Source organism: Neisseria lactamica (genome assembly GCF_901482445.1).
GTDB lineage: Bacteria > Pseudomonadota > Gammaproteobacteria > Burkholderiales > Neisseriaceae > Neisseria > Neisseria lactamica.
This window is the reverse complement of the sequence record NZ_LR590477.1, coordinates 2,002,401-2,017,449: the sequence shown is the minus strand read 5'-3', so window position 1 is coordinate 2,017,449 and position 15,049 is coordinate 2,002,401. Positions and strand designations below refer to the sequence as shown.

Sequence of the window (15,049 nt, the reverse complement as noted above, 5' to 3'; positions counted from 1 at the left end):
ATCGCCTTTGTGAACGGCATCTGCCGTGTATGGTTTAAGGGCTCGGGCGGAATTTCAGCACTGCGAAACTGCTTTAAAGTTCAACATAAAATTGAAAATAAATCTGTACCCCATTGAATTAAAATATTTAAAATCCGCAAATTTTACACGCGGTAAGGCGGGCGTTTCAAAAGAAATACCTTTTCTCTTATCGGGATTTATGCCGGTTTATAACGCGATGAGCCGTCATCTTCGATTTTCTTGTCTATGTGGTACGTACCGGCAAGCCTACGCATCAATGCGGCGATGACGGCTTTTTTGGTCTTCTTGGCTTCCAACCTTGCGATAAGCCTTGTATGCCACCCCTGATTCCCTACCTCTGCCAAGCCTTCCTCAAATATTCGACGCAATCGGTCAGCGAGTGAAACGGGACATTGCCGTGGTCGGCATTCGGATATTCCCGGAAAAATACGGCGGCCCCGCGCCTGTCCAACTCTGCCGCCATGTGTTCGGCCTGCCCTGCCATGTCGCGTTCTTCCCTGCGTTTGCAACCGCTGCCCCGTTCTAGCGCGCCGATGTTGAGGCAGACATCGATGCCGTCCAGCCGGTTTTCAGACGGCATAAAGTCGAGTATCTGCCTGTTGTGCCACCAAATCGATGGGGATACGAGCCAATGCCGTCTGAAGCGGCGGTGGGAAAGCAGAGAATACAGTCCGAACAGTGCGCCGAACGAGTGTCCGAATACGGCGGTTTCATTTTTGTCCAGCCGGTATTTGCTTTCTAAAAAGGCGGTCAGTTCGCTGTCGATAAACTCGGCAAAACGGTCTGCCTGTCCGAACTGCTGCCGTTCGTCTGCTGTGGCGTTGTCTCCAAGCGGCGGCGTGTAGTCGGCGGCACGCTGCGTCAGGTCGCGCACACTGCCTGTCGTATAGCCGATACCGACAATCAGGCAGGGGGCGTTGCTTCGGGTAACGGGGTTGGGCATCAGCGACTGCATGATGTTGAAAAGTGCGGGAAAAAAGGCTTCGCCGTCCAAAACGAAGAGGACGGGATAGCCTTCAGACGGCATTTCGCCGAGTGTTGCCGTCTGAATCCGATAGATTCGCCCCGTGCAGGTGGATTTGATTTCGGTTTCAAAGGCTTGGGGCAGTATGGCAGGTTGGAATGTGTCGGTCGGTATGGGTTTCATGATGTTCGGCTTGTGGGTCAGACTGGCGGCAAGCGGTAAAACCGAACCGGCAAAGCGGTCTGCCTGCCGGTTCGGTCTGTTTTCCTTCGCAATGCCATACTCCGGTTGTGAGAGCATAGGGTATGCCGCGCAGCTTGTTGTGGTTTGATTATGCTGCGGCTGCCGTTTCAGACGGCATATTGGTCTTTAAAAACTGTAACGCAGGTTTGCCGTCAGGCTGCGCTCCGAACTGGGAATGTTAAAGGTGTTCGCGCTGCCGACGCGGGCGTAGTAATGGCGGTTGAAAATGTTGTCGGCATTGACCTGGAGCTTCAGCTTGGGCGTGAAGCGGTATGCCGCCATCGCATCGAACGTGGCATAACCGCCTGCATGCATCCCTGCAGATGAAGTAATGCCGCTCATCGCGTTCACACCGCCGCCAATGGTCAGCCCGGACGTAACTTGGTAAGTCGTCCACAGATTCGCGCTGTGTTTGGGCATCAGCAGGAAGATGCCGTCGTCGCGCGAGTTGGCGGCGGTTTTGATTTGGCTGTGCAGATAGCTGTAACCTGCATGGATTTGCCATTTCGGTGTCATCGCGCCGCTGATTTCGGTCTCAACACCTTCCATCACGCGCTCGCCCAATGCGGCGTAACGGGTTTTTTTGTTGTTCGGGTTCAGCAGTGCGGCGGCGTTTTTGTCTTTCAGGCGGTAGAGGGAGACGCGGGTATTGAGGCGGTCGTCCATGTAGCTGCCTTTGTAGCCGACTTCAAACTGGTTGCCTTGGCGTGGTTTGAGCAGCTTGCCGTCGGCATCGAGGTTGGTTTGCGGCGTGTAAAGTTGGGAGAAGCTGGCGTAGAGGCTGTTGTTGTCGTTCAAGTCGTAAACCGCGCCTGCGTAGCCGGTGAACTTGGTTCTTGAGGCTTTGTGCAGGGTTTTGCCGTCGCCCGACTCGATTTTGTAGTGTCCCAAACGTCCGCCGCCGATGAGCGACAGCCCGTCGACCGGATGGAAGACGGATTTGCCGTAAACGCCGAATTTATCAAGGTTCTCGGTGTCAAGGGTATGCTTGTAGCCGTGCGCGCCGGCACGGGCATTTTGTATCAAATCAACATAGGAGGCGGAGTGGAAATCGCCCAAGGCGATATTGCTTTTAACAGTCGAACTCCTTCCTTGTTCGTTGGTGCTGCGGAAACGGTTGTAGTCCGCACCAATCACAAATTCGTTGGCGGTGTTGCCCAAGGCAAACGGCCGGCTGTAACTTGCGTCAACCGCAAAGGCTTTTTGTTTGATGTCCGTACCCAAACCCGCCACGTCGGCTTGTCCGGCATTGTTGAGTTTGCTGCCCGCAAACGTGTAATTGGAATCGGCTTTCCGGTCGGAATAGCGCATACCGACTTTGCCGTAGCCGCCGTTGCCGAAGTAATGTTTCAAATCGGCGAACACGTCGTGGCTGTGCATTTTAAATTTGTTCCAATCCGCGCCGACAAATGCGTGTTGCGGCAGGGACGGTAATTTGCCGTCTGCATCGGCAGGCAGGCCGTTGTACGGCGCGAGGTGGCGTTGCTGGTAAAGATAGCCCGCGCCCAAAACCGTATCGGGGTTGATGTCCCAATCCGCCGCCGCGTAGAAGGTTTCGTGCCGGTTGTTTTTCTCGGCGGGACGCGGAGACGCGCCGACGGTCTGCACCATCACGCGGCCGCGCACGCTGCCGTCTGAATTGAGGCTGCCCGATACGTCCGCCTCGGCTTTATATTGTTTGTGCGTACCGAATCCTGCCGCCATATGTCCTTGAAACGCTTTGGTCGGGCGTTTGCGCACCAGATTTACGATGCCGCCCATCTCGCCGCTGCTGTCGAACAGTCCGCTCGGCCCGCGCATCACTTCCACGCGGTCGAAGGCAAACAGATTGGGCAGCGTGCCGTTGATACTCTGCATCTGCGCAGGCAGGCCGTCGATGTTGTATTCGCTGTATTCGTAACCACGCGCATAAACCGAAGAGCGTCCGTCGTCGTTGCTCAACACGCGCAGGCCAGGCGTTTTGCGTGCCAACTGGTCAAACGTATCGACATTGCGGTCTTTGACCTGCCGGTTGGTGATGATGCTGACGGATTGCGGAATTTCGCGCAAAGAAGCGGGGATTTTTGTGCCGACGGTGGCGGCAAACGAGCTGTAATCGCCGTTTTTCTCGGTGGCAATCGCGTTGTACGAACGCTGACCTTTGATGTGGACGGTTTCCAAATCTGCCGTTTGTGCGGCAAAAACCGAAGACGAAAGTGCTGCCAAAACCGTGGCGGCGGTCATATTGATGCGGAAAACTGACATAAACTGTCCCATTTACATAAATGATAATGGTTCTATTTTAATAAAGCACAACGCGGCTTGTTCGGAAAAACATATCGCGCAGCCGACAAATTTTGTCGAAAATGCGACACGTCTGCGTTTTCCGCATAAAATCTGCTTTTTTACTGCAACCAACCTGCTATGACCACGCCCAAACTCATCATCTTCGACTGGGACGGCACACTTGCCGACACGACCCAACCCATCATCGACACGATGCGCCGCAGCTTCGCCGAATGCGGTTTTCCGCCGCCCGAAGCGGAGCGCGTCCGCAGCCTGATCGGCTACAGCCTGCCCGAAATCATCCGCGCCCTGCTCGAAATGCCGTCTGAAACCGCCGTTACCGACATCGCACGCACCTATTCCGTACATTACCTCAATCCCAACAACCGCAATATGTCCTTATTTCCCGATGCCCTGCCCTGTCTGGACAAGCTCAAAGCACAAGGATACTGGCTTGCCGTCGCCACGGGCAAAGGGCGGGCGGGCTTGGACAACGCCATCAGCCAAACCGCCACCGGCGGCTATTGGCTCGCCACCGCCTGCGCAGGGGAATATCCCTCCAAACCCTCGCCCGAAATGGTGTTCGGAATCTGCCGCGAACTGGGACTCGACCCGAAAGAAGCATTGGTCGTCGGCGATACGGCGCACGACCTGCATATGGCGGCAAACGCGGGGGCGGCGGCAGTCGGCGTGACCACCGGCGCACATTCGCGCGAACAGCTCCTTAGCGCACCGCATCTCGCCGTATTGGACGGTTTGTCCGAACTGCCCGATTTTCTTGCACGACATTACGCCTGATTGGTTTCCGCATCCGGCACGCGGCAAAAATGCCGTCTGAAGCCTGTTCAGACGGCATTTGTGTTGCCCAAACATTCAACGCTTGCTCAACGTTTGCACAAATCGGGTTTGGTTTCGCCCTCGCGGCGCAACTCTTTGGGCAGGACGAACACGATGCTTTCTTCCGCACCCTCCCCTTCGCGCACGGTTTCGTGCCCCCATCCGCGTATGGTTGCCAATACTTCCTGCACCAACACTTCGGGCGCGGACGCGCCTGCCGTTACGCCGACTTTGTTCTTGCCCTCAAACCACGCGCGTTGCAGGTAGCCTGCATTGTCCACCATATACGCATCGGTCCCGATGCCTGCCGCCACTTCGCGCAGGCGGTTGCTGTTGGACGAATTGGGCGAACCGACCACAATCACGATGTCGCACTGTTCTGCCAACTCTTTGACGGCGGTTTGCCGGTTGGTCGTCGCATAGCAGATGTCTTCCTTGTGCGGATTGCGGATATTGGGGAAACGCGCGTTCAGCGCGGCGATGATGTCTTTGGTTTCATCGACAGAGAGCGTGGTTTGGCTGACATAGGCGAGTTTGTCGGGGTTTCTGACTTCGAGTTTTGCCACATCTCCGACCGTTTCGACCAAAAGCATTTTGCCCGGCGCAAGCTGCCCCATCGTTCCTTCGACCTCGACGTGCCCCTTATGCCCAATCATGATGATTTCACAGTCTTGGGCATCCAGTCGGGCGACTTCCTTATGCACTTTCGTCACCAGCGGGCAAGTCGCATCAAACACGCGGAAACCGCGCTCCGCCGCTTCTTGCCGCACCGCCTTCGATACGCCGTGTGCCGAATAAACCAATGTCGCGCCCGGCGGCACTTCCGCCAAGTCTTCAATAAACACCGCACCTTTTTCACGCAGGTTGTCCACGACGAATTTGTTGTGAACGACTTCGTGGCGCACATAAATCGGCGCGCCGAACTCTTCCAAAGCACGTTCGACAATACTGATTGCCCGATCCACACCGGCGCAGAAGCCGCGCGGATTGGCAAGGATGATGGTTTTTCCGTTCATAAGTTTTGCATTCCGTGTTCAGACGGCATTCACGTTTTTTTGCCATCTTTGCGATGGACGATATTGTCAAGCACAGCCAATACCGCGCCGACGCAGATAAAACTGTCGGCAATATTAAAGGCGGGATAAAACCAATTTTGCCAATAAAACAATAAGAAATCGACGACATGACCGTGTATCAGGCGATCGATGACATTGCCTAACGCACCGCCGATAATCATCGCCGCCCCGATTTTGCCGAGGGTTGCAAACTCGTCGCGCAAGATGGCGCGTACCAAATACGCGCTCACCGCCACTGCCAGCACCAAAAAAAAGTATTTCTGCCAGCCGCCCTGATCGGCAAGGAAGCTGAACGCCGCGCCCGGGTTGTACACCAGCGTCAGATCGAAAAACGAAGGAATGACGTTGACGCGTTCCCGATACTGAAACGACGACAGCACCGCCCACTTCGACCACTGGTCCAGCACGATGGCGGCAAGTGCCAATACCCAATAGCGCGTTTTACTTGAAACAGATGAAGACATATTTTTCAACAACCGGATAAAAGAGTGCCATTTTACCCGAAAACCCCCTGCCTGTACCCGAAACGGCAAATGCCGTCTGAAACGCTTAATGTGCCCAAAAAAATCGGGCAAAACCGCCGGCCGATTAAGAGACGGATTTTTACCGGCCGATGCCAACCGGTCTTCGGGTAATCAGTGGTTGAGAATAAAGAAATGAAAAATATGAAATGTATCGGAAATGCCGAGATTTTAGATTGCAAGGATTTATCCGCCCCGCCGTCATTCCCACGAAAGTGGGGATCTAGAAATAAAAAGCAGCAGGAATTTATCGGAAATGACTGAAACCGAACGGACTAGATTCCCGCCTTCGCGGGAATGACGGTATATCGGCAGGCGCAGGATAAATGCGTAAGGCGGATGCGTAAGGTGGCGGGCTGTAGGGTGGGCTTCAGCCCACCGCATCCACCAAATCCCATAATCCAAGCAATTCCGCCAAATCCAACCAACTTTGCCAATTTCAACGATTTTAAAAATCCCACCAACTCCGCCGGAAACCGAAACTGCCGAATCCCACCTATTCCCCAAAAACCTTTGATGCGGTGAAATTGGCGGAATCGGTGGGCTGAAGCCCACCCTTGTATATTGGAATCACCGTATCATAGCAACAAACCGCCCGGCCGCCACCCGCGCCCACCCAAGGCACACAACCGTTGCGCAGCTCAGGGAGCGGCAGGGCAACCCATCGACACAACCGGACAGTTGCCGGACAACACAACCGAATGCAAGGCAGGTTGATGATGAGTACCCGATACCATTACGCAGGCATAGTGAATTAACAAAAACCAGTACAGCGTTGGCTCGCCTTGCCGTACTATTTGTACTGTCTGCGGCTCGCCGCCTTGTCCTGATTTTTGTTAATTCACTATATCGACATCGCCAAACGAAACTTCGTCATCGCCGTTTCGTCTTTGTCTAAAACCAAAACCGAAACCAACAACCCAAAAGGTATCGCCCATACTGTCGAATACCTTAAAAAGCACAACGTCGCCCTCGTCGTGACGGAAAGCACCGGCGGTCTCGAAATCCCCGCCGCCAAAGCCATCCGCCGGGCAGGCATAGCCGTGATTATCGCCAACCCGCGTCAGACGCATCAGTTTGCCCAGTCGCAGCCGCTGACCAAAACCGATGCCAAAGATGCCAAAATGCCCGCCTTCTTCGCGCAGATGATGATGCAGAAAGAAGGTTGGCAAACCATGCCCTACCAACCGCCCACCGAAGCGGAAGAAGTGTTGGAAGCCTTGGTCAACCGCCGCAACCAACCGGTGGATATGCGGACTGCCGAGAAAAACCGTCTGCATCAGGTTCACGAAACGCAAGTCGGAAGCGTCAAACAACTGATTGCCCATTTTGACCGGCTGATTGGCGAATCGGACAAACAAATCGACGACCACACCCACACGCATTTTGACGGCAAAGCCCAAGTGGCAGAGCAAATCAAAGGCATCGGTTCGATAACGACGGCTACGCTGATGGCGATGCTGCCTGAGTTGGGGCGGCTGAGCCACAAACGGATAGCGGGTTTGATCGGCATTGCCCCGCACCCGAGGGAGAGCGGGGAAACCAAATTCAAAAGCCGCTGCTTCGGCGGAAGGTCTGCGGTGCGTAAGGCGCTGTATATGGCTGCCGTGGCAGCGGCACGTTTTGAACCGCTTATTCGGGATTTCTACCAACGCCTGCTGTCCGAGGGTAAGCCGTATAAGGTTGCCGTTACGGCATGTATGCGCAAACTGCTGACGATATTGAATGCCCGGATACGTGATTATTTTGCCGAAAACGATACCGCCGAAAACGATATCCGGACGGCTTGATTTGAGTTTTGGTATTTTTGCCCGACGGGGTGAAAAATACAGTTGCTACAAGAGCGTTCAGACGGCATTGTTTGCGTTTTCGGGATGGGGGCAAATGAAACGCCGACAAACCGATGCCGTCATTCCCGCGCAGGCGGGAATCTAGAATGCGGGATTAAGGAAACCTACATCCCGTCATTCCCACGAAAGTGGGAATCTAGAACTCAGGATTGAAGAAACCGTTGTACCCGATAAGTTTCTGCGCCGACGGGTCTGGATTCCCGCCTGCGCGGGAATGACGATTCGGGTATTCCTGACGATTCGGGTATTCCTGACGATTCGGGTATTTCTGACGGTTCGGGTATTTCCATAGTTTCGCCGGGCGGACGTGGGGAAATGCGTAACGGGCATAGTGGGCGCGGAGCGGGCGGTTTTATGCCCCGGATTTCCGTTTTCGCGCGAACATATCAGCCCGCCTGCCGCGTTTGCGCTTGAAATCGGGTAGGTTTCGTCTTAAAATACGCTGCTTTCAGGGTATAGGCACTTGCCCGAAAAGCACGTTACGCGTCTATCTTGCGCGGCGTGTTTTTTTTTGACCGGATTTTTCCGACCGGATGCCCCCTGCCGAAGTCCCTTCAGACGGCATTGTCAAGAATTTTATTAAAAACAGGATTCCCATCATGAGCACCCCCGCCCTCCTCGTCCTCGCTGACGGCAGCGTATTTCACGGCACATCAATCGGTTACGAAGGTTCGACTTCCGGCGAAGTCGTGTTCAACACTTCGATAACCGGCTATCAGGAAATCCTGACCGACCCGTCCTACTGCAAACAAATCGTTACCCTCACCTACCCCCACATCGGCAATACCGGCACCAACGCCGAAGATGAAGAAAGCCGCAGCGTTTACGCCGCCGGCCTGATTATCCGCGACCTGCCGCTCTTGCACAGCAACTTCCGCGCCTCCGAAAGCCTGCACGACTATCTGGTACGCAACAAAACCGTCGCCATTGCCGACATCGACACCCGCCGCCTGACCACGCTGTTACGCGAAAAAGGTGCGCAAGGCGGCGCGATTCTGACAGGTGCGGATGCCACAATCGAAAAAGCGCAAGAACTCATCGCCGCGTTCGGCAGTATGGTCGGCAAAGATTTGGCAAAAGAAGTTTCCTGCACGGAAACTTACGAATGGACGGAAGGCGAATGGGAATTGGGCAAGGGTTTCGTTACCCCTGACGAACAGCCTTACCACGTCGTCGCCTACGATTTCGGCGTGAAAACCAACATCCTGCGTATGCTCGCCTCGCGCGGCTGCCGCCTGACCGTCGTCCCCGCCCAAACGAGCGCGGAAGACGTGTTGGCACTCAATCCCGACGGCGTGTTCCTGTCCAACGGCCCCGGCGACCCCGAGCCTTGCACCTACGCCATCGAAGCCGTGCAAAAACTGATGGAAAGCGGCAAACCGATTTTCGGCATCTGCTTGGGACACCAGCTCATCAGCCTCGCTATCGGCGCGAAAACCCTGAAAATGCGCTTCAGCCACCACGGCGCGAACCACCCTGTGCAAGATTTGGACAGCGGCAAAGTCGTCATCACCAGCCAAAACCACGGCTTCGCCGTCGATGCCGACACCCTGCCCGCCAACGCAAGGATTACCCACAAATCCTTGTTCGACAATACTTTGCAAGGCATCGAGCTGACCGACAAACCCGTATTCTGCTTCCAAGGCCACCCCGAAGCCAGCCCCGGCCCGCAGGATGTCGGCTATCTGTTTGACAAATTCATTGGCAATATGAAGGCGGCAAAACAATAAACCGGCTGTTCGGACGGCATCCCGACACCGTTTCCCGCCCCCAAAATCAGAAAGGAATATTTTGACCGAAAAACAAACACGCATCCTTTCCGCCGCTGCAACCCTGACCGCCATAGGTATGTACGTTTCCTATATCCCGCAAATCCAAAACAACCTCGCGGGCAACCACGGATCGCCGCTGCAACCCTTTGTCGCCGCCATCAACTGCACATTATGGACCGCCTACGGCTTTTTGAAAGAAAAACGCGACTACCCCGTCATATTGGCAAACATCCCCGGCATCTTTTTGGGCCTGATTACGTTTATCACCAGCTTTTAAGGAAGTTTTCAGACGGCCTGTGCGAAATAAAAAACAGCCTGCACAAGCTGTTTAGTTTACAGAACCCTTAATTCCAACAGCCGCACCGTCCTCTCTCCCCGTGGGAGAGAGCTAGAGAGAGGGCAGTAAGCCGACAACAAAATGAGTACGCACGAGAAACTCTTGACCGCCGACAACCCCATCCTGCGCCAACGCGCCAAAGCCATGCGTCAAGAAATGAGCGAGGCGGAAGCAAAATTGTGGCAGCACCTGCGGGCAGGCCGTCTGAACGGCTACAAATTCCGCCGCCAGCAGCCGATGGGGAATTATATTGTTGATTTTATGTGCGTAACGCCCAAACTGATTGTCGAAGCAGACGGCGGGCAGCACGCAGAACAAGCCGGATACGACCACGCGCGGACGGCATATCTCAACAGCTTGAGCTTTACCGTACTGCGTTTTTGGGACCACGAAATTTTGCAGCAGACAAACGATGTGCTCACGGAAATCCTGCGCGTATTGCAGGAATTGGAAAAGCAAGCTGCACAAGCTGATTAGTTTGCAGAAACCTTAACCCCAACAGCCGCCTCATCCTCTCTCCCGTGGGAGAGAGTTAGAGAGAGGGCAACAAGCCGCAAGGCTTGTGTTTGGGCGGTGAAGGTGTTGGGGAAGATTGCTGCAATTCGGAGAATGCCCTCTCCCCAGCCCTCCCCCACGGGGGAGGGAGCAGGTTGCAGCAGGTTTTGCGGTTTCAGGCAGTTTGAAAAGTAACTTAGATTTGCAGACGTTGATTTCAGGTCGTCTGAAAAGCAAAAAAGCAACCTGAACAACCTGTTTTCCTTGCAGAACCCTTAATTCCAACAGCCGCCTCATCCTCTCTCCCCGTGGGAGAGAGCTAGAGAGAGGGCAACAAGCCCCAAGGCTTGTATTGGGGCGATTAGGGTATTTGGGAAGATTGCCGAAATTCGAGGAATGCCCTCTCCCCATCCCTCCCCCACGGGGGAGGGGGCAGGTTACAGCAGGTTCAAGCGTTGCAGGTCGTCTGAAAAAGAATGCCCGAAACATCGACAGCGGGAATTTTTCAGGCAGCCTTTATCGCAAGACAGATGGAACAAACGCCGCGAGCGTTTTTTCAGACAGTCTTTGAACCCATCGGTAGGATGTGTGCCGCGAGACACACTCGCGGTAGATTGGGGTTGCAGGGAAAATAGAGAACGCGTGTGTACCGCACATACACTACATACGGGCTACGGCTTGCTGCGTATTATTGCAGCATATTCGCAGGAGTTAAAAAATGGCAATGTCTATTCGTTTCAATAATTTAAAGGATTTGCTTAATGATATGAGAAGCAAAAATAGAATAATTGAAGCATTTCCTTTTAATTATAATCAAAGACAATACGCCGTTATTTTGACTAGGTATAAACCTGATGAACCTAGACTAGATTATGCACAAGCAAAATTAGAGTTTTTTAATTTGAATAGTGAAAATTCAATATTTGCGTATGCTGATTTTTATGAAGTTCATTTTAAAAATGCTACTGATTTTATTAATTTTTTTGAAATTAATGTTCAGACTGGCGCTGCGACAATCAGAGAAATTTTTCAGAATTTTAGTATTTTTTTGCAGATTTCATTCCAACACAAACTAAAAAAGATTTAGATATAGTTTACAAAAGGATTGTAGCTACTCGCTTAGAACCTAATTCACCAAATACTATTTATTGCTATGACGTTCGTAGAAATGGAAAAAATAAGGCAGGCAATCCTAATCATAGAAGCGTGGAAAACAATGAAAAAGCAAAAATTTTACGCCCGGGGTTATATGAAAAATTTAAGGCTGATAGTAATTACAGTTTTTTCTTTTCAGATAATCCAAGTGATGAAAAAACAGATGCAGAAATAATTAGAGAAGTTATCAATCGTCAATAATCCAAATTATTCAAAAGAAAGACCCACCTATGCCCAAACGTACCGACCTAAAATCCATCCTTATCATCGGCGCCGGCCCTATCGTTATCGGTCAGGCCTGCGAATTTGACTATTCGGGCGCACAGGCCTGCAAGGCTTTGCGTGAAGAAGGCTATAAAGTCATTCTGGTGAATTCCAACCCCGCCACGATTATGACCGACCCTGAAATGGCGGATGTTACCTACATCGAGCCGATTATGTGGCAGACGGTGGAGAAGATTATCGCCAAGGAGCGTCCTGACGCGATTCTGCCTACCATGGGTGGTCAGACTGCGCTGAACTGTGCGCTGGATTTAGCGCGCAACGGCGTGCTGGCAAAATACAATGTCGAGCTGATTGGCGCGACGGAAGACGCGATCGACAAGGCGGAAGACCGCGGCCGCTTTAAGGAAGCGATGGAAAAAATCGGCCTCTCCTGCCCGAAATCCTTTGTCTGTCACACTATGAACGAAGCTTTGGCGGCGCAGGAACAGGTCGGCTTCCCGACGCTGATTCGTCCTTCTTTCACCATGGGCGGTTCGGGCGGCGGTATTGCCTACAATAAAGACGAGTTTTTGGCGATTTGCGAACGCGGTTTCGATGCGTCTCCCACGCACGAGCTGCTGATTGAGCAGTCCGTGCTCGGCTGGAAAGAGTACGAGATGGAGGTTGTACGCGATAAGAACGACAACTGCATCATCATCTGCTCGATTGAAAACTTCGACCCGATGGGCGTGCATACGGGCGACTCCATCACCGTTGCGCCGGCGCAAACGCTGACGGACAAAGAATACCAAATCATGCGCAACGCTTCGTTGGCGGTATTGCGCGAAATCGGCGTGGACACGGGCGGCTCGAACGTGCAGTTTGCGGTAAACCCTGAAAACGGCGAGATGATTGTGATTGAGATGAACCCGCGCGTGAGCCGTTCGTCCGCGCTGGCTTCCAAAGCGACGGGCTTCCCGATTGCGAAGGTGGCGGCAAAACTGGCGGTCGGCTTTACGCTGGATGAGTTGCGCAACGACATCACCGGCGGCAAAACCCCCGCGTCGTTCGAGCCTTCTATCGACTATGTCGTGACCAAAATCCCGCGTTTCGCATTTGAAAAATTCCCTGCCGCAGACGACCGCCTGACCACGCAGATGAAATCTGTGGGCGAAGTAATGGCGATGGGCCGCACCATTCAGGAAAGCTTCCAAAAAGCCCTGCGCGGCTTGGAAACCGGCTTGTGCGGCTTCAATCCGAGAAGCTCCGACAAAGCGGAAATCCGCCGCGAACTGGCGAACCCCGGCCCCGAGCGTATGCTGTTTGTGGCAGACGCGTTCCGCGCGGGCTTCACGCTGGAAGAAATCCACGAAATCTGCGCCATCGACCCTTGGTTCTTGGCGCAAATCGAAGACTTGGTGAAAGAAGAAAAAGCGGTTTCAGACGGCATTTTGAGTGATTTGGATTACGCCGCCCTACGCCGTCTGAAACGCAAAGGCTTCTCCGACAAACGCATCGCGCAGCTTTTGGGCATAAAAGAAAAAGAAGTGCGCGAACACCGTTACGCACTGAAGCTGCATCCCGTGTATAAACGCGTCGATACCTGCGCCGCCGAGTTCGCCACCGAAACCGCCTACCTCTATTCCACTTACGAAGAAGAATGCGAAGCGCGTCCTTCCGACCGTAAAAAAGTGATGATTCTCGGCGGCGGCCCGAACCGTATCGGTCAGGGCATCGAGTTTGACTACTGCCGCGTTCACGCCGCGCTCGCCCTGCGCGAATCGGGCTTTGAAACCATCATGGTGAACTGCAACCCCGAAACCGTTTCCACCGACTTCGACACCAGCGACCGCCTGTATTTCGAGCCGCTGACCTTGGAAGACGTATTGGAAATCGTCCGCACCGAAAATCCGTGGGGCGTGATTGTGCATTACGGCGGTCAAACCCCGCTGAAACTCGCCAATGCCTTGGTGGCAAACGGCGTGAACATCATCGGCACGTCCGCCGACAGCATCGATGCCGCCGAAGACCGCGAACGCTTCCAAAAAGTGTTGAACGACTTAGGCCTGCGCCAACCGCCCAACCGCATCGCCCACAACGAAGAAGAAGCACTCGTCAAAGCCGAAGAAATCGGCTATCCGCTGGTCGTGCGCCCGTCTTATGTTTTGGGCGGACGCGCGATGCAGATTGTCCACTCCGCCGAAGCCTTGCAAAAATACATGCGCGAAGCCGTGCAGGTTTCCGAAGACAGCCCCGTGCTGCTCGACTTCTTCTTGAACAACGCAATCGAGGTCGATGTGGACTGCGTTTCAGACGGCAAAGACGTGGTTATCGGCGGCATTATGCAGCACGTCGAACAGGCAGGCATCCACTCCGGCGACTCCGGCTGCTCGCTGCCGCCCTACTCGCTCAGCGAAGAAATCCAAGACGAAATCCGCCGCCAAACCAAAGCGATGGCCTACGCGCTGGGCGTGATTGGTCTGATGAACGTACAGTTTGCCGTACAAGACGGCGTGGTGTTCGTGTTGGAAGTAAACCCGCGCGCCAGCCGCACCGTCCCCTTCGTCTCCAAAGCCACCGGCGTGCCGCTCGCCAAAGTCGGCGCACGCTGTATGGCAGGCATTTCCCTGAAAGAACAAGGCGTGGAAAAAGAAGTCGTCCCCGATTTCTATGCCGTTAAAGAAGCCGTGTTCCCATTCATCAAATTCCCGGGCGTGGATACGATTTTGGGACCGGAAATGCGCTCTACCGGCGAAGTGATGGGCGTGGGCGCAAGCTTCGGCGAAGCCTACTACAAAGCCCAACTCGGCGCAGGCGAACGCCTGAATCCGACCGGCAAAATCTTCCTCTCCGTGCGCGAAGAAGACAAAGAACGCGTCATCAAAACCGCTAAAAACTTCCAAGCCTTAGGCTACGGCATCTGCGCCACGCGCGGCACGGCGCAATACCTGACCGAACACGGGCTGATTGTGCAGACCATCAACAAAGTCCCCGAAGGCCGCCCGCACATCGGCGACGCGCTAAAAAACGGTGAAATCGCACTGGTCGTGAATACCGTTTCCAGCGATCCGCAATCCGTGTCCGACAGCCACATCATCCGCCAAAGCGCATTGCAGCAACGCGTGCCGCAATACACCACCACCGCCGGCGGCGAAGCGATGAGCGAAGGCGCGAAAAGCCGCGACCATCTGGGCGTGTACAGCGTTCAAGAGCTGCACGGGCGTTTGAAAAACCGCAGCTGATACTGAATCAGCTTGAAAAATGCCGTCTGAAGCCGTTTTGCGGTGTCAGACGGCATTTTGTCGCACA

10 protein-coding genes and 2 pseudogenes are annotated in these 15,049 nt (G+C 54.0%); 7 read left to right on the top strand and 5 right to left on the bottom strand.

What is annotated here, in order from left to right; all coding sequences use genetic code 11:
- Positions 1-197 precede the first annotated feature (197 nt).
- The 3 genes and pseudogenes from FGL10_RS12685 to FGL10_RS10940 all read right to left on the bottom strand — a co-directional run.
- Positions 198-314, bottom strand: a pseudogene (locus FGL10_RS12685) (invertase); the annotation flags it as partial.
- A 38-nt stretch (positions 315-352) separates the two neighbouring features.
- Positions 353-1,285, bottom strand: coding sequence for an alpha/beta hydrolase (locus tag FGL10_RS10945; RefSeq protein ID WP_003711316.1), 933 nt, complete (start codon positions 1,283-1,285; stop codon positions 353-355).
- 69 nt (positions 1,286-1,354) lie between these two features.
- Positions 1,355-3,472, bottom strand: a complete 2,118-nt coding sequence (locus FGL10_RS10940; protein ID WP_036475342.1) for a TonB-dependent siderophore receptor — start codon at positions 3,470-3,472, stop codon at positions 1,355-1,357.
- A gap of 159 nt (positions 3,473-3,631) precedes the next feature.
- Between FGL10_RS10940 and FGL10_RS10935 the strand changes: the two genes are divergently transcribed.
- Positions 3,632-4,291: an HAD family hydrolase gene (locus FGL10_RS10935; protein WP_003711309.1), complete on the top strand. Its 660-nt coding sequence runs from the start codon at positions 3,632-3,634 to the stop codon at positions 4,289-4,291.
- An 86-nt stretch (positions 4,292-4,377) separates the two neighbouring features.
- Here the strand turns inward: FGL10_RS10935 and ispH are convergent, their stop codons facing one another.
- Positions 4,378-5,346, bottom strand: coding sequence for a 4-hydroxy-3-methylbut-2-enyl diphosphate reductase (gene ispH / locus FGL10_RS10930; protein WP_003711307.1), 969 nt, complete (start codon positions 5,344-5,346; stop codon positions 4,378-4,380).
- 29 nt (positions 5,347-5,375) lie between these two features.
- Entirely contained in the window at positions 5,376-5,870 is a 495-nt protein-coding gene (gene lspA, locus FGL10_RS10925; RefSeq protein ID WP_036470606.1) for a signal peptidase II, read from the bottom strand.
- 890 nt (positions 5,871-6,760) lie between these two features.
- Here lspA and FGL10_RS10915 point away from each other — a divergent pair.
- From FGL10_RS10915 to carB, 6 genes and pseudogenes are all read left to right on the top strand, one after another.
- Positions 6,761-7,717, top strand: a complete 957-nt coding sequence (locus tag FGL10_RS10915) for an IS110 family RNA-guided transposase (protein WP_003711642.1) — start codon at positions 6,761-6,763, stop codon at positions 7,715-7,717.
- A 659-nt stretch (positions 7,718-8,376) separates the two neighbouring features.
- Positions 8,377-9,507 (top strand): glutamine-hydrolyzing carbamoyl-phosphate synthase small subunit, encoded by a 1,131-nt coding sequence (gene carA, locus FGL10_RS10895; protein WP_003712586.1) that lies wholly within the window; start codon positions 8,377-8,379, stop codon positions 9,505-9,507.
- A gap of 61 nt (positions 9,508-9,568) precedes the next feature.
- Positions 9,569-9,826 carry a SemiSWEET family transporter gene (locus tag FGL10_RS10890; RefSeq protein ID WP_003711592.1) on the top strand — a complete coding sequence of 86 codons (258 nt, stop codon included), beginning with the start codon at positions 9,569-9,571 and terminating at the stop codon, positions 9,824-9,826.
- 141 nt (positions 9,827-9,967) lie between these two features.
- Positions 9,968-10,363 carry an endonuclease domain-containing protein gene (locus FGL10_RS10885; protein WP_003711589.1) on the top strand — a complete coding sequence of 132 codons (396 nt, stop codon included), beginning with the start codon at positions 9,968-9,970 and terminating at the stop codon, positions 10,361-10,363.
- A 736-nt stretch (positions 10,364-11,099) separates the two neighbouring features.
- Positions 11,100-11,737 (top strand): annotated as a pseudogene (locus tag FGL10_RS12950) (DUF6037 family protein).
- 29 nt (positions 11,738-11,766) lie between these two features.
- Positions 11,767-14,982 (top strand): carbamoyl-phosphate synthase large subunit, encoded by a 3,216-nt coding sequence (gene carB / locus FGL10_RS10875; RefSeq protein ID WP_003711397.1) that lies wholly within the window; start codon positions 11,767-11,769, stop codon positions 14,980-14,982.
- Positions 14,983-15,049 lie beyond the last annotated feature (67 nt).